The sequence below is a fragment of the Pseudoalteromonas sp. NH0006-26 genome, assembly GCF_057552415.1.
This window is the reverse complement of record NZ_BAAJMJ010000001.1, coordinates 304,088-322,309: the sequence shown is the minus strand read 5'-3', so window position 1 is coordinate 322,309 and position 18,222 is coordinate 304,088. Positions and strand designations below refer to the sequence as shown.

The following is an 18,222-nucleotide window of genomic DNA, read 5'->3' as shown; positions in this document are numbered from 1 at the left end:
ATTTTTATCTATTTGAATTTAGTTAAGTAAAAATTCAGGTAGGTGCACATACACTAGGCTTTATCTCCTATTGTTCCCTGAGATGTTGATGTAGTTTTTTCCAGTCCACTTTGGACTGGATTTTTTTTGCCTATAATTAAGTCACGTCCTCCTTAAACTTACTCAGGGTAAAACCTGGCACTATATATTTAGCATTGCGCGCTGCCACCCTAGTACCAATGATGTGCGCATGTTAGAGTTAACAAAGCGATTAATTAATTTTTTAACTAGGCATATCAATGCGTTTTTATTTTTTACTATTTATTGTTTTTATAGGTGCTTTTTCATCTGCAGTACACGCTGCTGACAAAAGTACCGCCACTCTAGATGAACAACAGCAACGTGAGCTAGCGCAGCTAGAAGCTCCAATGTATAAGCCATTACTTGAGCGTTATATTCTCGACGAATTAAAGTCGGTACGCCAAGATCAGCAAAAACTGCGTGAAGACGTTACCAAACAGGTTACCCATGCTCAGTTAGATACTGCCGATCGGGCGCTGACTTACACTACAGATACCATTAATAATGTATTTTTTATTATTACCGCCACCGCCTCTATTTTAGTATTAGTGGGCTGGAATTCATTACGTGATGTAAAAAATAAAGTAGAAGATATAGTAAACACCCGAGTGAGCGTTATCACTGACGAGTATGAAGACCGCTTGAAAATTTTAGAAGAAAAACTGCGAGTTCGCTCTGAAGAAATACTCAGTAACCAAGAACGCATATCGATCACCAACGAGGTGCATTCGTTATGGATGCGAGCCAACCTTGAAAGTGATATTGCCAATAAAATTGAAATATTCGATGAAATTTTAAAGCGCAAACCAGAAGATGTAGAAGCCATTGCCTACAAAGCGGATGCGTTATTAGAATTGAATGAAACCGAAAAAGCCATTGAGCTTTGCAATCAAGCCATTGATATAGATAGCGATTACGGATATGCCTATTGGCAGAGAGCCTGTGCGTATGCTTTAACACATGAACATGCAGATGCCCTAGCTGATATAAAAATGTCGCTAGAGTACTCGCCTAACTTACGAAACGAGCTACTTCACGAAAGTGCCTTTGCCAGCCTACATGATAACGATAGCTTTAATGCTATTGTTTCAAACGAAGCTTAGGGTCTGCTGACCCTAGCGTTTGAAGTATAAGTCTATTGATTTAGAGAGCAGCTCGTCGAGCTGCTCTTCAAAGTCTTCTATATTAATTTCAAAATGATTTAAGTACGCTTTAGCCTGCACCTGAGATAAATTGCGGTTTTTAACGCTGTATTGGCGCTCATCTTTTTGCTTGTCGTATCGAGGTAAAAATAATAACTGCGCATAATAAGGCGATTTAATGTGCTTGTTCGCAAAGCGACAAAAGTCTTCAATGTGGTCTACGCCATCAGGGCCTAAACAGCCTGGCTCTACTCGATACATTACACGAATTTTTTTCTCGTCACTTAGCTGCATAATTAATAATTACCTAAAAAATAAAACCCTAACCACTTTACCATCTTTAATCTGATAACTTGATATAAGCTCTGAACGTTTATCTATAACATTCGCATCCGTTGAACAGGTTTCTGACAGTTCATGGTCTATTACAATATCACCATGCACAATACGCTTGATTGGTGATGAGTGCAGGCACTTAAGTTTTTTAAACATAATGCCATAACGCGCTATTAGTTTTTCTTTGCCTTTAAATAATAGCTCATTCGGGAAAATATAAAACTCAACATCTTCATCATACATGCGAATAAATTCTTCAATGTTACGTGCGTTGTAAGCATTTACTAATTGCTCAACAACAGCCAGTGACTCGCGCGACTGTTTTGCTTTGGCTTGTTGCCTTGCTGTGAGTGCTTCTTTTGCTTGTGTAACCGCTTGCTCCGCTTGCGCCACAGCCTGTGCTTTATCTACTTTGCTATTTGGCTGTTGAACGGGCTTGGTCGATTCGCTCCCCAATACTTGAGAGTCATCTGCTTTTACTTTCTCAATAACTGGCTTTTTTAACGTGTTAGCCTCTTGGCTTAATGTATCAAGCGCATCTTGTTGCGGTGCATTTTCTGGCTGCGTTTGTCTCGTCTCGTTCAGCGGTGTTGATTGCTCTATGGCATGACTGTTTAGTGTAAAAGCGGCGAATAAACAGACACAAATAATAAATGAAGATTTCATGGGTTTCCTAAGTACGAGGACTAAATGCAATTACAGCGCAACATAGCAAATTTTAGGCCTCTGAGATAGTTATTATAACGTTATAGCTTGCTACCAATACTGCTCAACCGTAATATGCCCCGGCTCTTTTCGACGATTACGCTTATAATTTTGAGCCAGCAATAACTCTGTAGTGTCTTTAACCATTTGTGGATTACCACACAGCATAAATTGAGCATTATTTGGCGTTGCACATAACCCGACGTGCTCATACAAAGCATTATTTTCAATCACTGTGGTAATTCTACCTGCTAAGCCCTGTATAGGCGCTTCACGGCTAACAACCGGAATATAGTTAAGTTGACCAGGGTGTGATTTTATTAGTTTGTTAATAAGCTCCTGATAGCTTAAATCGCTATTTTGCCGTACACCATGCACTAAATTTATGTGTTTGTATTTTTGCCATACTTCGCTCTGCTGCAACATTGATAAAAATGGCCCAATTGCTGTACCTGTACTGAGCATCCACAATTGCTCACTCGCAGGCACTTCGTCAAGAGTAAAAAAGCCAGTCGCTCGGCGCTCTATTAATACGGTGTCACCTGGTTTTAGAGTGGCTAAATGAGAAGATAGTAAGCCATCAACTACGTTAATGAGGTAAAACTCTAAATCAGGACTTTGAGGTGCATTAACATAAGAGTAGGCACGCGCAATGCGTTTATCACCATCCATAATAGAGAGCTTAGTAAATTGCCCTGCTTTAAATGGCTCTACATCGGCGTGAACAGTTACGCTAAATAACGAGTCATTCCACCATTTAACTGACTTTACCGTGGCATCAATCCAATTAGACATAGGTTACTCCAGAGTTTAAGGCGCGTTACTAGCTATCAGCTAAGAGTTTAAAATTGTTTATTTTAAAGGCACGTTTTATAACTTAAACATTAGCATTAAGTTATAAATACTGACAGGGAAATAAATGACAAGACAACTTTCGGGCTACGGGTTTCGAGTAACGAGCAACGAGCTAGTGCTAAAACCTTTTGAACACAGAGAAGAAAATGAGAAGTAAAAGAGAAAGTAAAACATCAAACTGGTAGCAGCGGGTTTACCCCGCGTCTCTATACTTAATGACCTAAATCTGACGCGATATAAAATCGCTGCTACGAAAGGCACTTACTGCTAAAAACATTTTTTCACCACAGAGGGTTCCGAGGCGCTTTGCGCTACACAGAGGAAGATTGGTATTTTTTAAACATTTCTCTGTGAGCCCTGTGTTCTCGGTGGTAAATACATATCTGACGCGATATAAAATCGCTGCTACGAAAGGCACTTACTGCTAAAAACATTTTTTCACCACAGAGGGTTCCGAGGTATCTTGCGCGGCATAAAGCCCGCCTACAGTAAATTCAGAAGGTAACCATATCAGTAGTCGGGAGTTTACCTCGCGTATTTGTGTTTAATATCCTAGACCTGACGCGATATAAAAGCGCTGCTACGAAAGGCACTTACTGCTAAAAACAATTTTTCACCACAGAGGGTTCCGAGGCGCTTTGCGCTGCACAGAGGAGATGGGTATTTTTTAAGCATTTTTCTGTGAGCTCTGTGTTCTCGGTGGTAAATATTTATTTTTAATTAATGACCTTGCACGGCATAAAGCCCCAACTACAGTAAATCCGATTATTAATCATACCCTTAGGCGGGAGTTTACCTCGCGCATTTTAATATGACGTCTAAAATCTAATCTTGCTTGAACACAGAGGAGTAAATGAGAAGACAACGGGCTTCGAGTGACGAGCAGCGAGCTAGCGCTAAAACCTGAAACCCAGGAACATAAAGCTCGTAGCTCGAAGCCCTTGGCTCGCACCCCGCACCTAAATCTCAGGCATAAAAAAAGCCGCATAAAATGCGGCTTTGGGGGTTTAGTCTCACTTCACTTTGGGCGTGTCTCCAAAACTTAGTGAATACGTTACCAAGGAACTGTTGTATTTAACCTGAACTCTGGATTAAATTGACTCTAGGGCAATTTTAACCATTTCGTTGAACGTGGTTTGACGCTCATCTGCAGGTGTTGCTTCACCGGTGATCACGTGATCGCTTACGGTAAATAATGCCATTGCTTTTGCGCCATACTCTGCTGCTACACCATATAGGCCAGCTGTTTCCATATCAACAGCAAGTACACCTAGTTTGTCTAAGTCTTTGTAAAACGTGTCATCAGCTTGATAAAAAGTATCGGTAGTAAATACGTTACCTACTTTTGCATCAATGCCTAAATCTTTAGCCGCATTAACGCCGTTTAAAAGTAATTCAAAGTTAGCAATCGCTGCAAAGTCAGTACCACGAACACGGGCACGGTTTACGTTTGAATCTGTGCTTGCGCCTTGGGCAAAGATTACGTCGCGAATTTTAATATCGCTACCAATACCACCACAGGTACCAATACGGATAATATTTTTAACGCCAAAACTAACAATCAGCTCACGAGCATAAATTGACATTGAAGGAATGCCCATGCCAGAACCCATAATGCTCACTGGCTTACCTTTGTAAGTTCCAGTAAAGCCGTACATGTTACGTACGCCGGTTACTTGGACTGCATCATCTAAAAAGTTTTCAGCAATATATTGTGCGCGTAGCGGATCGCCTGGCATTAATACTGTTTCGGCAAAATCACCTACGTTTGCACTGATATGCGGAGTACTCATTGATTGTTTTCCTTTTGTTTGGCTAAAAGCCTTATTACTTTAAAAATATAGTAGCGTATTTTTAAATTACTTAACTGTATTTAGCTTATCGACAAAGCCATCACCATACTCTAACGCTTTTAAGTTAAACCATTGCGCAAGTGTTTGACCGATATCAGCAAAGCTATTGCGTTCACCCAGTGGCGTGTTGTTCATTCCTGGCTGATAAGCAATAACTGGCACATACTCACGAGTGTGCTCTGACCCTGGAAAGGTCGGGTCACAGCCATGATCGGCGGTGATCATTAATAAATCATCAGGCTTTAATTGCGCTAAAATAGTTGGTAAGTAATCATCAAACTCTTTTAACGCTTTAGCATAGCCTACAGGATTGCGGCGATGGCCAAACTTCTCATCAAAATCAACCAAATTGGTAAAAATCAAACTGTGATCAGGCGTAGTTGCCATCACTTCGCTGGTTTTTTCTAGCAAGTTCATTAACCCTGGCGCTTTGTGCTTTTGGGTAATGCCTTGGTGCGCGTAAATATCTGAAATTTTACCAATACTAATCACTTCGCCACCGTCTTGTGCAAGTACATCAAGCAATGTTGGCGAAGGGGGTAATACTGAATAATCACGACGATTACCGGTTCTGGCAAAGTCTTGATTGTTTGAACCCAAAAATGGCCGCGCAATCACTCGTCCTATATTCATTTCATCAAGCAGCGCCCGTGCGATTTCGCAAACTTGATAAAGCTTCTCTAGGCCGAATGATTCTTCATGCGCGGCTATTTGAAACACACTATCAGCTGAGGTGTAACAGATTGGTTTACCTGTTTTTACGTGCTCTTCACCTAGCTGCTCTAAAATGGTGGTTCCCGATGCATGGCAATTGCCTAATATGCCCGGAATACCTGTACGAGCAATAAACTCGTCAACAAATTCTTGTGGGAAGCTCGGTTGTGTTTTTGGGAAATATCCCCAATCAAATAACACCGGCACGCCTGCCATTTCCCAATGACCTGATGGCGTGTCTTTACCGCTTGAAAGCTCTTTTGCATAACCCCATGCGCCTTGTGGCTCATTGCGGTCAGCAATTAAACAGGGTTCTTTACCAGCTGCTTCACATGCATCCACTAACCCTAATTTTGAAAGGTTAGGAAGCGAAAGCTTACTGCCAGTTTCGTCATAATATGCCTTGAGTAAATGTGCGAATGTATTAGCACCTACATCACCGAATTTATCTGCATCGGGTGCTGCGCCAATTCCTAAACTATCCGCCATTAAGATAATTGCTCTTGCCATTGTGACCTCACATCTGTTCTAGGTGGTTACTTTATCTGCTCTTCGATTTTTCCGTACAGGACATAAGTCCTGTTTCATAAAACCTAAACATTATAAATTTGCACTCTTAAGCGAAGCAAAAGAGATTAATCGTGTCTTTTTTGCTATTGTGATCTACCAACAATATATCCTTCTGTGTGGGTGAGAACTTTAGTGACACGAACTATTATAGCTATTGCAGGAGCATCGGCGTCCGGCAAATCTCTATTTAGCCAAACTATTTACAATGAATTGGTAAATGAGCTTGAACCAGGCGCTATCGCCATTATTGAAGAAGATGCTTATTACAAGGATCAATCGCATTTGCCGATGGCACATCGTACGCAAACGAACTACGACCATCCTGATGCGTTTGAACACGAATTAATGCTTGAGCATTTAACACAACTTCGTAATGGCCACTCAGTTGAAGTACCAACTTATGATTATGCCCAACATACACGCAGCGATAAAACACGCCGTGTGGCTTCGGCTAAAATACTCATTGTAGAAGGTATTTTATTACTGAGCGATAAAGCGCTTAATAAAGAATTTGATATCAAGGTGTTTATAGATACACCGCTAGATATTTGTTTAATGCGCCGAATGCAACGCGACATGGAACAAAGAGGCAGAACATTACAATCTGTTGTTGAGCAATATCAAGCAACTGTTAGACCGATGTTTTATCAATTTATTGAGCCTTCAAAGCATAACGCTGACTTAGTTGTGACTCGAGGCGGTATGAATCGCGTTGCGATTGATATTATAAAAAGTAAAATAAAGTACATTTTACAAGAATAACAACGGGAAACGTTTGTATGACAACATTTATGAGCTTAGTAGGCATGATGGTGCTACTAGGCATTGCCTTTGCAGCCTCAACTAATCGCAAAGCAATAAAACTAAGAACCGTGGGTATCGCATTTTTAATGCAAATTGTGATCGGCGGATTTGTACTGTTTTTTGAAGCAGGCAAAAATGTATTAGCGAGTATGTCTCGCGCCGTTTCATCGGTTATTGGTTACGCCAACGATGGAATTAGCTTTTTATTTGGCCCATTAGCTTCGCAAGATACGCTAGGGTTTATTTTTGCAATTCAAGTATTGCCAGTTATTGTGTTTTTCTCAGCGTTGGTCGCTGTGTTATACCACCTAGGCATTATGGATTGGATTATTAAAATTTTGGGTGGCGGTTTACAAAAATTATTGAAAACCTCACGCACCGAGTCGCTTTCAGCCACAGCAAACATTTTTGTTGGCCAAACTGAAGCACCTTTAATTGTTAAACCGTTTATTGCAACCATGACCAAGTCGGAATTGTTTGCTGTAATGGTGGGTGGCTTAGCCACCGTAGCAGGCTCTGTAATGGCCGGTTATGTAATTATTGGTGTAGACCTTAAGTATTTAATTGCAGCCAGCTTTATGGCGGCACCAGGTGGTTTCTTAATGGCAAAAATGATAGTGCCAGAGACAGAAACACCTAAAGATGATTTAGCCGATATAGATTTAGGCGACGATAAACCGGTTAATGTTATTGATGCAGCAGCATCAGGCGCAGCAAACGGTATGCACTTAGCATTAAACGTAGGCGCTATGCTTCTGGCATTTGTTGCACTGATTGCGTTATTAAACGGTTTATTAGGCGGTATTGGTGGGTTGTTTGATTACCCTACATTAACGCTACAAGAAATTTTAGGCTACTTGTTTGCCCCTGTTGCATGGCTACTCGGTGTACCGTGGAATGAGGCAATTTTAGCCGGCAGCTTTATTGGTCAAAAGTTAGTAGTAAATGAATTTGTTGCTTACTTAGACTTTATAAATTATCGCGATACGTTAAGTGCGCATACACAAGCAATTGTTACTTTTGCATTGTGTGGCTTTGCTAACTTATCATCGATAGCCATTTTACTAGGTGGATTAGGCGGTATGGCGCCTAGTCGGCGAAAGGATATCGCACGCTTAGGGCTCAGAGCAGTGTTAGCAGGATCTATGGCTAACCTTATGAGCGCAGCAATTGCTGGGTTTTTCCTCTCGCTAGCTTAGAAACTTAATGAGATGATCCATCTGTTGCAAAACAATAGGATAGCGCTTTAAGGGGTTAAAGCACTATCTGACTTGAACGATACTTCACCAAGGGCCGCAAGGCCCTTTTATCGTTTTAGCCCCCCCCTACTTTAAACCCTTTTAATATCTTCGTTAATTCTCACGTTCTCTCTACGATTAATACCAATTCGCTTAATTAAGTAGTCTATTTTGAGGCTGGAAAAACGTGTTGATAGCAAGGCAAAAAATTTGCTATTTATTTGTTCTCGGCAATTGCTCCTGCATTGCTCTACCTTCTGCATCGATGCAGTCGTAAATGAGAATTTTTTAACGCAGATAGCGACACGTTTAGCCCCGTAAAATGATTAAGTATTATTCAGCACAGGCAGAGTGTTAAGGTCATTATGCCGTAGCAGTTAATAACGGTGAAGAAATGCCTGAGAGACTAACGAGCAGTGAAATGCTATGCGTTTAGCTATGATGTCGGATAGCGATGAATTTAATTTTTAACGTAACGGTTAATGTAAGGTTTATACTCAGATTCAGCTTTAAGTTGCTTTAATGCTTGATTAAAACGTTCCACCACCATGGGTGAGGCAGCCTTATTAAAACCAATATAATTGCCTTTTAGCTCATCTACATGAATTTGTTTAAGCTTTACTAGGTCATCCCTTGAATAGCCAAATGGTTCAGTTTGGTGGCCAATGGTAAAGTCAGATCCAATAATTAAATCGATGCGTTTTTTAAAAAACAGTCGCATAAATGAGTCAGCTTCGCTAAATAACAGTAAGTTTTTATCGGCTACAAACCCAAGTCGACGCACCAGCATTTCATAAATGTCACCTCGCACTATGCCTAGCGAGTAGTTTTTAGCTTGTGTGATGTCGTCCATCACAATATGTTCACTGGTTTTTAATTTATAAAAATAGGTTTGATTTGACACCAAAGGACCAACCCATTCAAAAAGAGGCACTCGCTCTTGCGTTTTTGCCAAAGAAATAATGGCTGACTGTGGGTTATTTTGCACTAAGTGGTAAGCGCGCTTCCAAGGTAGCATAATAAACTCGCACGCTATGGCTGCTCGCTCACAGGTATCTTTTACTATGTCATGATTGATACCGGCCAATTGACCAGTATTATCTTTAAAATTGTACGGGGGAAAACTTTCGGTATAAATAACCAGTTTAGGCTCAGCAGCCTGAATATTTTGGCTAAATAACAATCCTAAAGCTAATAATATAAATTTATAGATACACACCCCCTGTGGTTTAAGTATTAACTTTAACCTAGAAACCCCATAGAGACTATTAATTTATAGCACTGTTTATGATGTGAAAGTAGCAATGGACGTAAATAGAAATATAAATGACTGAAATAATGGAGCTGTGGTGGGCAGATCTTAAATTTTAGGCACAAAAAAAGCGCCTTAAGCGCTTTTTTTCATTTTACTTAAAAAGTAAAATTATAGAGCTGTGATGTTATCAGCTTGAGGACCTTTTTGACCTTGTGAAAGAGTGAACTCTACACGTTGGCCTTCAGCTAAAGTTTTGAAACCTTCGCTTTTGATTGCTGAGAAATGTGCGAAAACGTCTGGACCGTTTTCTTGCTCGATGAAACCAAAACCTTTAGACTCGTTGAACCACTTAACTGTACCTGATACGATGTTAGACATAGTATTATTCCTGATATAAAAATTAAATTGTGCCCTAGTGGGCGGTGTAGCAAAAAATGAGATGGTACTTAAAAACTTCAGGACGGTACTACAAGTATTACTTATACAACAACGAAATGGAGATTTATAAATTACATGCTTTCTTTCTAGCTGCGGCCTACTATATAGAGTTACAGTGACAAGTCAACCTTTTATGCAATTTAATTAATAAAATAACGCTCGTAACCCACTTTATACATTAAGTACTTGTTTAAGCAGCTTAAAACTCAAACTCTAACGCCATTCTAAAGCTATGATTCTTCTCTGACTGGCTGATTTCAGTAATAAAACCGGCTTCCCACTTTAATTGTTTTTGCCCATCAAAGCGGTGTAAACCAATAAACCCTGGACCAATACCCACAAAGTCTTCCCCTAAATACATTTCAATCGCGGGTTGAAATGCAGAACGATAGCGGTAACGATACTGCGCTCTAAACTCACTTTCCCACTCGTTTTCTATGTCTTGCCCCCACTCATACACTAAAAAAGCATTAAGCGTTAAACTGGCGCGACCCATCTCTTTTTCAACTACAAATCCCGTTGTGGCTTCAAAAACATCTTTGGTATGTTGTTTTTCTAGTTCAAACAAAGCGCCCCAATCGGCCCATAATCGGCCTTGTTCTATTAGTTGCCATCTAAGCTCCAATTCATACGCTTGTAAGCCAAAGTCGCCGTTGTCGTCTCGCTCACCCACTAAATAACCTTCTAGTGCCATGGTATCGTTAATTGCCCCGCCCATCCCTAAACGCTGCGCTAAAATATTGCCGCTATCAGTTTGGTGCGATACGAATCGCCATTCGACCTCGCGTTCAAACGGCAAAACGTACGGGTGATATACTTTATCCACCACCATTCCATCGGCGTGCGCGTGTGTGGGTATCAATAAACCAAAACCAATTAACACAGCACCTGCAAATAACTTCATTGCCTTCATGATTGTTCCTTAGCCATTGATTTAGGAATAAAATAACAAACAGATAAAAAGACCACGCTGCTTAGGATATAACTTAAAACACTGGTTAAATTAGGTGTGGCCTCATAACCAATAAACGCACGCAACATACGCCCAAACTCTGAATTTTCGGTTAAAATAGCACGTAAATCCCAAACCGTTGCGGTGGTTGCTATCACATCAATTTGACTGGCTAAATCCAGTGCTACCACTAGTTTTGCTGCACTATTTAGTGCTAGTAAAAGTAAAATAGGGGAAAGTCCGAAACGCTGTTTAATGGCACTCAATAAAAAGTACAGCAACACACTAAAACTACTGCATATTCCAAGCCCTAAAAAAGTGCCAATAAATAAGCTTTGTGCCGCTTCGTTGCTTTGCCAAAATCCAATTAAATAAATTATGTAATGACTCAAATAAAGCGTCATCACACTCATAATTGCGATAATAAAAGCAACTGTTGCTCGTTTAACGGCGTAGTGCAGTGCACTGAAAAAAATTAAAATACACAAGCCAATCTGAGTATATTCTAAACCTTGGTAATCGAACCAAGGGCTAATAATCGGGGCGCTTTTTACAAATAAAAATGTTAAGCCTATACCTAAACCAAGCATACCCAGCAACCGTAGCAAACTTTGCTTGGCAATCACTTGCAGCAAAATAAGTAAAATGGCGACTGGCAGTAACTGATTGAGGCTCATCACTAAACTAGTTATTAGCATTGGGTTGCTCCTTATCAGTGACAATAACAGCACCGCGCGCAGTATTTGGCGAAAACTCACCAAAAAATTCATAGCGGCCAGGTGTTAATGGCCCAATATAAATCACGCTTTTACGATTAGGGTAAAGCACTTTCTCTCGGTTGAGATCAAAGCTGTCGAATTCTTCAGGCGTACTATCTTGATTTTCGATTAACAAGCGTACCTTTTTATTAGCTGGCACGACGATTTCTGCGGGGTAAAACAAATGATCTTTAAGTACAACTAAATACTCTTTGCTAACAACATTAAATGACAAAAATATGCAGCAATATAAGTAAGGGCTAATAAGTCGTTTAATCACATTTAGCTCCTGCAAAAACCACCTGCACCTTTAAGCCGCCCAAAGCGCTATCCGTTAAATTAATCTGGGCGTTATAAATAGCGATAATATGCTGAACTATTGCCATGCCCAAGCCAGCTCCCTGCTCACCTGAAGGATGTTGATCGCCGCCAACGCGATAAAAGCGATTAAATACTCGTTGTTTTTGCTCATCCGTCATACCTGGGCCACTGTCTTCTATTTGCCAAATACGCTGTCTGTGCGTTTGATTTAGGGTTATTTTTATTTGCCCATTTGCTGGCGTGTACTTAATGGCGTTACTGAGTAAATTTGAAATCAACGTCACTAAGGTAAATTCATCACCATTAATAATAAAGTCATCCCCATCAAGGCTGATGGAATGATTTTTAGCCGCCAATTTATCATATAACTGGCTAACCACGGCTTGGCTAATGCCCAATAATGACTGTTCTTTAAATTGCTTTTGCCACTGCTCTGGCTGAGTACGTCCGAGGATCAACATTTGCTCTACGATATTGGACAGTCGATTAATACCTTGAGTCATGGCTTGTAACTCTTGGTTATCACCTTGCTGCGCCGCAAGATTATGCACATTTATTTTTAAGCTACTCAAAGGAGTGCGTAACTCATGTGCCGCATCAGAGGCAAAAAAGCGTTCTCGTAAATAGGCGGTTTCCACGCGTTTAAATAAGTCGTTCAAGCGGCTGATCACCGGTTTTATTTCTTCATCGGTTACCTGCCAATTAATAGCAGTAAAGTCATTTGCTTGGCGCTGTGCTAGTTGCCTTGATAAGCGTGTTAATGGGGCTAATGCGTACTTCACAAAAAAGCTGATAAACAAAGCAAGTAAAGGAACCGCCCAGAGCATAGGTAACATGGCCGACAAAATAACCGCTTCGGCGAGTTCAAATCGTTTAGCTATTGGCTCGACAACGATCACCGTGCGCAAAGAGGTTTTAAACACAAACACTCGCATGCGCTGACCTGCAATATTTAGCGTTTGAAAACCTGCTTGATAGTGGCTCAAATCAAGATTCAGCTCATCAGAGCCGCTCAGTAGTTCACCTGCTTGCCAAATTTGGTACAACAACTGCGTGCTTTCTTGGGTTTTAGGCTCCATAGCATTACTCGATAAAGGCTGTTGCATCAAAACGCCTGCCACTACTTTTAGCTCGCTATCGAGTAACTGCTCACCATGGCTCATGCTTTTTTGATAGCCTTTAACTAAGGCTAAAAAGCAGGTTAATACCATCATTGACAGTAAAATAAGCGTCAGCCGTTTACGAATTGACATTTTTTCCTACTACGTAGCCAATACCGCGGAGAGTTTTAATAAAATCGCTAGGGAATTTTTTTCTTAAGTGATGAATATGCACTTCAATGGTGTTGGAGCCGACTTCTTCTCCCCACTGGTATAGCTTGTTTTCTAGCTGCTGTTTAGATTGCACTCTGCCTTGGTTTTCTAATAACGCTTTTAGCAGCATATATTCTTTGCGAGGCAAAGAAAGCGGTTCATTGGCTAAAGTGACCGTGTGTGCAGACGTATCCATGCTCACTTCACCACAGTGTAATAAACTTGACTGAGTTTGATTTACTCGCCGGCTAGCCACACGCAAGCGAGCAAATAACTCGGCGGGCTCAAACGGTTTAGCTAAATAATCATCAGCGCCCATATCAAGCCCTTGCACCTTGTCATCTATGCTACTGCGCGCAGTAAGTATCACCACCGGAATGATTTTTTTTTGCGACTTTATCTGCTTTAAAACTTGCGAGCCATCACCATCAGGTAAGCCAAGGTCAAGTATCACCATTTCTATTTCGCCACTGCCTAAGCTTTGCAATGCATGCTTAACCGTTGCGCTATGCTCTACACTATAACCTTCTTGGCGCAATGAGCGACAAAGCCCTTGGGCTACAAGGTGATCGTCTTCGACTAATAATAAATGCATTGTGGCGTGTGTTATCTCTTTAGTTTTTTATCAACTTTAGCTAATAATTGGCTAATTGCTCGCTGGCGATATTTGTCCGCTTTGGGGCGAGTATCACGAATGCCCGCCGCTTGTGCAACTAACAAATAGGCTTTAGCTTGTTTGTATTGGCGTTCATCATATAAAAATTCACCATATAAGTAATTAGTATCAATGCCTTTTTGGTTAAAAGCGAGTGCTTGCTTAAATAATTTATCTGCGGTGTCATCATCACCAAAGCCAATAGGCCAACCGGGCACCTTACTGTATAAGGTTGCAAGGCTTGCATACGCTGAGCCCCCTAAAGCACTATCGTCTATTTTAAGGGCTTGTTCTAATGACGCCTTTGCATCTTTAGCATAACCGAGCGCCCCTAAACCACCTTTTGCACCAGCAAAACTGGCCAGCACAATGCCATTCCACGTATAGCTATTTGCCGAATCCGGATAGTGTTTCGTAAACTCACTACTTTGCTCACTTAACGCTGTAAACGCTTTAATTTGGGCATCGTCTTTAAGCTCATAATTAGCCACCGCCCATTGCTGTTGGATTGCCAGTAAATCACTTTGCTCATCGGCCAGCACCGGTGATGAACTCACGCACGCTACTATGAAATAGCTCACTAAATTAAATTTTTTCATCATAAGATCCTCTATTAACCTAAAAACTGCTTTATTTTAGGTAGTTGCTTTGCAATAGCGCTATCAACAATACGCGGAAATACGCCATTAATGCGGGCAAACAATTTTTCAGGAAAACCAATAAAACGTCGCGGATTCGCACTGTGCAATAGCGCAACCAACTCATCTGCCACTAACTGTGGAGAGTCCATTTTGTTACCTAGCGCTTTATTCATTGCCCGTGTTTGTGCATCATTAATATCTGTATCGGTAGCTCTTGGTGCTAAATAGCTTACTTTAACGGGTGTATCTGAAAGCTCTCGTGATAGCGCTTCGCTAAAACCACGCAAACCAAATTTGCTCGCGCAATATAAAGTTTGATACGGATAACCTATGCTGCCAAACGACGAGCCGACATTAATAATACGCCCCTTCGATGCGTGCAACTGCGCTAAAAACAGCTGACATAACTTCATAGGAATAGCCAAGTTAGTGTTCAGTATCTTGTCGATTTGTTCACTACTCGATGCACTTAAGCTTTGCATCACATTAATGCCTGCATTGTTTATCAGTAACTTAGCGCCACCTAGTTGCTTAGCTTTAATGGCTAATGCCAACATGTTTTCTGCAACCGTTAAATCACCGACAAAAACCATACTGCCAGGACATTGGCTACTTAACGTATTGAGGGCATCACTATTTCGCCCTACCAAAAGTAACTGCCAACCTTGGCCGTGTAGTGTTTTGGCAATGGCTTGACCAATTCCACCTGTCGCACCAGTTAATACACATAAGCCGGTATTCATGCGTGTTGCTCTTGTGCTGATGCTTTAAAAAACGGCTCGTCGTCTAAAGCGCGAAAAATATCGCCGTACAAACGATAAAAACATTTTGCGCCATGTAAAATGGCCTGTTGATCCGCTTCGTCAGTAATTTGGTTCATTAAGTTTTCAAAAAACTTAACATGCTCTATATCAAGCGCGCCGTGAGAGGTTAAATAGCTAAACGCTTTTTTAGGAAGTCCTACTGCATTTGCTATGTTTGATGCGGCACCGTCGGCTAGCGCAATTGAAGTTCCTTCTAATACGTGAACCATGCCAAAAAAGCTAAGCGGATTTTTACGTGCAATACTATCGTAGGCATACGACACCATCATTTCAGTAGCGAATTGTGGCTGACTATGGCGCACACTTTCTTTATCAAACCCACAGACTGCAATATCGTTTAGCACCCACTCTTGATGACCAATTTCTTCTTCAATATATTCAGCTACCGCTTCGCGTAACCATTCTTGCTCGTCAGTTAAACGCGCGCCAAGTGACATCATTAAAGGAACGGTGTGTTTTACATGATGATAAGCCTGCGCTAAAAACGAGGCATACTCTTCAAGCGTTGCTTGTCCGTTAAATACACGCTGTATAATTGGCGCAGCTAATAAGTACTCACGCTCGTTTTGAGTTTGTGCTTTTAATGTATTAAAAAAATCACTCATGGATCACTTCTCCAAGTCGGTAGAACTGTTCAAAAATAGGGCTGTAGTGCTGACTAATTGCCGCTCGTTTAGGGCGATTATTAGCGGTTAATAATCCTTGCTGCTCGTTTAAAGGTTGGGCTAAACGGTGCCACTTTTTAATCTGTGCGTAGTCAGGAAGTTGCTGGTTTACTGTTTTTAAATGTGCTGTTAATTGCGCATCACTAAACTTGGGAGCCGCATAGATAAGCGCGCTTAAAAATAGCTGGCTTTCACCAAACACCACCGCTTGCTGTATCGCACTTTGGCTTAAAATTAATGATTCAGGCCATTCGGCGCTAACATTGCGCCCCATACTGGTGATGATCAGGTTTTTTACTCGCCCTTTGATGTACAGCTTATTATTGCGCTTAGTTACTAAGTCGCCAGTGGCGTACCAGGTATTTGGGTTATGCGGCGCTTGCTTTAAATACCCTAAAAATAACGTTCCTTTAATAAATAACTCATCATTTTCAACTTTCGTTTCAACGTGCCCTAGTACTTCACCTGCACTATTTACATCGTCATCATTGGGGGTATTTAAACTCACCACTGAGGCTGCCTCAGACAGACCATAACCTTGATAAACCGGTAGGTTATATTCTCGTGCAGTTAAAATTAAAGACTCACTAACCCGCGCCCCGCCAACAGCAATAAACTTAAGTGACTTTGGTGGCTGCCAGCCTTGTTTTGCAAAGGCAATTAAACACGTTAATAACTCAGGCACTAAAATAAGGGTGTTAGGTTTTACACTATCGATTGCGCTAATGAGTTTGTTAGGGTTTTTTAACCCTGAGCCAACAAAACCTAATTCGTTTAATGGCATTAAGTGTACACAACCGCCACTTAACAAAGGCGCATACACACCGGCTATATTTTCCAGTAGTACTGGCAGCGGAAGTAAGCATAAATGTACGGGATTGCTAATGTTTATTTGCTCACATAACGACTTAGCGACCTGCATCTGGCTTTGTGTTGATAAGCACACCCCTTTAGGCTCGCCAGTAGAGCCTGAAGTAAAGGTGATTTTTTGCGTACCAGTAAAATAGTCCACAGGCTCAATCGCATCGAGCTGATAAATATAAAGGGTATAATGCTCAAATAATGTTACTGACAGCGAATGCTTACCTAGCGAATGACGAGGCAGATCACTAATAAAAAACTGCGCACCGCATTGAGCTAATACATACTGTGTTTGCTGCTGACTAAAAAAATGGGCAATAGGCACCGCAACCTTGTTGGCAGCGCTGGTTGCGGCATCCACAACCAGCCAAGCGGGTGTATTATCAAGCTGAAAGGCCATTGCACCAGAGTCTAAAGCGGTAAAAATAGCTGTCAGCTTATTGGTTTCTTGTTGTAACTCCAAAGCGCTAATAGGCAGTACCTGATTGGCTAAGTAGCTAACAACCACAGGCTCATTCGCTACCTTATTAATATTATTTAATAGGCTCATAAGCGCTCCAACACAGTCATCAATGCATTAATTTGTTGTGTGTTTTGTTGTTTAATATTTAACAGCATGGGTGTGTTTAGCACTTGCTGATGTGCCTGCGCTAAATCAACAATGCACACCGTTGGCTGGTTCTCATAATAACTACCCCAGCTTTTTGGCTGCTCAACTACACTGCCATTAGCCAGTGCAATTTCGTTGCAGCTTACACCTAGTAAACGTAATAAGGCGCGTACTTTATTGGTAGCACAAAACACTAAGTGGCTCGCGCCAAAGCCGCACAAAGCTTCATTTACAATAATAAAATGAGACAACGTGGCTTTTCGATGTGTTGAGCATAGATTACCTAGCTCAAATACCGTATTTCGCGGTGTGCCTGGTGGTAAAAATTGCTCGATGGCCGCAGCTAAATATTGCTCAATAAATAAAGCAGAGGTTGCACTTCTTAAACCTAAAGTGCACTGACCTTGCACAGTTTGGTACTGGCATAGTAACGGCATAAATGAACTAAGATGAGCATTGTACGCCGTTAAAAACCCTTGTTTAACTGTGTTTTCAAGGCGCTGGCGGTGCTCATCATTTTGCGTAGCAGTAAAAAAATGAAAAAGCTGTTGAAACCGCACAGCGGGGGAATGATGTTGAGCTAGTTGCATAAAAGCATCGCCTGTATTAAATCTATAGATAAAATTTAATCAGTGAAACTTAAATAAAACTT

General features: G+C 41.1%; 20 protein-coding genes. 3 read left to right on the top strand and 17 right to left on the bottom strand.

Going from position 1 to position 18,222, the window contains the following annotated elements; all coding sequences use genetic code 11:
* Positions 1–278: 278 nt before the first annotated feature.
* On the top strand, positions 279–1,163 hold the full coding sequence (locus tag AC27JR_RS01350) for a tetratricopeptide repeat protein (RefSeq protein ID WP_131691942.1): 885 nt from the start codon (positions 279–281) through the stop codon (positions 1,161–1,163).
* A 12-nt stretch (positions 1,164–1,175) separates the two neighbouring features.
* Here AC27JR_RS01350 and AC27JR_RS01345 read toward each other — a convergent pair whose 3' ends face one another.
* The 5 genes from AC27JR_RS01345 to AC27JR_RS01325 form a co-directional block, all read right to left on the bottom strand.
* A complete protein-coding gene (locus AC27JR_RS01345) occupies positions 1,176–1,496 on the bottom strand; it encodes a hypothetical protein (RefSeq protein ID WP_487172519.1) in 321 nt (106 codons plus the stop codon).
* Between the two features lie 9 nt (positions 1,497–1,505).
* The gene (locus AC27JR_RS01340; protein ID WP_487172518.1) at positions 1,506–2,204 is read right to left on the bottom strand and encodes a nuclear transport factor 2 family protein; all 699 of its coding nucleotides are present in this window, start codon (positions 2,202–2,204) and stop codon (positions 1,506–1,508) included.
* A gap of 90 nt (positions 2,205–2,294) precedes the next feature.
* A complete protein-coding gene (locus AC27JR_RS01335) occupies positions 2,295–3,038 on the bottom strand; it encodes a ferredoxin--NADP reductase (RefSeq protein ID WP_487172517.1) in 744 nt (247 codons plus the stop codon).
* 1,151 nt (positions 3,039–4,189) lie between these two features.
* Positions 4,190–4,891 (bottom strand): purine-nucleoside phosphorylase, encoded by a 702-nt coding sequence (gene deoD, locus AC27JR_RS01330; protein ID WP_036955453.1) that lies wholly within the window; start codon positions 4,889–4,891, stop codon positions 4,190–4,192.
* 66 nt (positions 4,892–4,957) lie between these two features.
* Positions 4,958–6,175, bottom strand: coding sequence for a phosphopentomutase (locus AC27JR_RS01325; protein WP_487172516.1), 1,218 nt, complete (start codon positions 6,173–6,175; stop codon positions 4,958–4,960).
* Positions 6,176–6,367: 192 nt separating this feature from the next.
* Between AC27JR_RS01325 and udk the strand changes: the two genes are divergently transcribed.
* Positions 6,368–6,997, top strand: a complete 630-nt coding sequence (gene udk / locus AC27JR_RS01320) for a uridine kinase (RefSeq protein WP_008110733.1) — start codon at positions 6,368–6,370, stop codon at positions 6,995–6,997.
* A gap of 17 nt (positions 6,998–7,014) precedes the next feature.
* Positions 7,015–8,238, top strand: coding sequence for a NupC/NupG family nucleoside CNT transporter (locus AC27JR_RS01315; RefSeq protein ID WP_350607377.1), 1,224 nt, complete (start codon positions 7,015–7,017; stop codon positions 8,236–8,238).
* A gap of 499 nt (positions 8,239–8,737) precedes the next feature.
* Here the strand turns inward: AC27JR_RS01315 and AC27JR_RS01310 are convergent, their stop codons facing one another.
* The 12 genes from AC27JR_RS01310 to AC27JR_RS01255 all read right to left on the bottom strand — a co-directional run bounded on the left by AC27JR_RS01310 (position 8,738) and on the right by AC27JR_RS01255 (position 18,160).
* Positions 8,738–9,460: a substrate-binding periplasmic protein gene (locus AC27JR_RS01310; protein ID WP_487172514.1), complete on the bottom strand. Its 723-nt coding sequence runs from the start codon at positions 9,458–9,460 to the stop codon at positions 8,738–8,740.
* Between the two features lie 240 nt (positions 9,461–9,700).
* Entirely contained in the window at positions 9,701–9,910 is a 210-nt protein-coding gene (locus AC27JR_RS01305; protein ID WP_008467029.1) for a cold-shock protein, read from the bottom strand.
* A 259-nt stretch (positions 9,911–10,169) separates the two neighbouring features.
* A complete protein-coding gene (locus AC27JR_RS01300) occupies positions 10,170–10,883 on the bottom strand; it encodes a hypothetical protein (protein ID WP_008464159.1) in 714 nt (237 codons plus the stop codon).
* Positions 10,880–11,620, bottom strand: coding sequence for an FTR1 family protein (locus AC27JR_RS01295; protein WP_487172513.1), 741 nt, complete (start codon positions 11,618–11,620; stop codon positions 10,880–10,882). The genes AC27JR_RS01300 and AC27JR_RS01295 overlap by 4 nt, the downstream gene beginning before the upstream one ends.
* Complete coding sequence (locus AC27JR_RS01290) at positions 11,607–11,960, bottom strand: cupredoxin domain-containing protein (protein WP_008110741.1); 354 nt, start codon at positions 11,958–11,960, stop codon at positions 11,607–11,609. The genes AC27JR_RS01295 and AC27JR_RS01290 overlap by 14 nt, the downstream gene beginning before the upstream one ends.
* Positions 11,953–13,254, bottom strand: a complete 1,302-nt coding sequence (locus AC27JR_RS01285) for an ATP-binding protein (RefSeq protein WP_487172512.1) — start codon at positions 13,252–13,254, stop codon at positions 11,953–11,955. The genes AC27JR_RS01290 and AC27JR_RS01285 overlap by 8 nt, the downstream gene beginning before the upstream one ends.
* Entirely contained in the window at positions 13,241–13,909 is a 669-nt protein-coding gene (locus AC27JR_RS01280) for a response regulator (RefSeq protein ID WP_487172511.1), read from the bottom strand. Before AC27JR_RS01280 ends, AC27JR_RS01285 begins: the two co-directional genes overlap by 14 nt.
* 11 nt (positions 13,910–13,920) lie before the next feature.
* Positions 13,921–14,568 carry a tetratricopeptide repeat protein gene (locus tag AC27JR_RS01275; protein ID WP_036984907.1) on the bottom strand — a complete coding sequence of 216 codons (648 nt, stop codon included), beginning with the start codon at positions 14,566–14,568 and terminating at the stop codon, positions 13,921–13,923.
* Positions 14,569–14,582: 14 nt separating this feature from the next.
* On the bottom strand, positions 14,583–15,353 hold the full coding sequence (locus AC27JR_RS01270; RefSeq protein WP_076920015.1) for an SDR family oxidoreductase: 771 nt from the start codon (positions 15,351–15,353) through the stop codon (positions 14,583–14,585).
* On the bottom strand, positions 15,350–16,039 hold the full coding sequence (locus AC27JR_RS01265; RefSeq protein ID WP_008110750.1) for an iron-containing redox enzyme family protein: 690 nt from the start codon (positions 16,037–16,039) through the stop codon (positions 15,350–15,352). The genes AC27JR_RS01270 and AC27JR_RS01265 overlap by 4 nt, the downstream gene beginning before the upstream one ends.
* Complete coding sequence (locus AC27JR_RS01260; protein WP_487172509.1) at positions 16,032–17,510, bottom strand: AMP-binding protein; 1,479 nt, start codon at positions 17,508–17,510, stop codon at positions 16,032–16,034. Before AC27JR_RS01260 ends, AC27JR_RS01265 begins: the two co-directional genes overlap by 8 nt.
* Positions 17,507–18,160, bottom strand: coding sequence for a thermostable hemolysin (locus AC27JR_RS01255; RefSeq protein ID WP_076920018.1), 654 nt, complete (start codon positions 18,158–18,160; stop codon positions 17,507–17,509). The genes AC27JR_RS01260 and AC27JR_RS01255 overlap by 4 nt, the downstream gene beginning before the upstream one ends.
* Between the last annotated feature and the right edge of the window lie 62 nt (positions 18,161–18,222).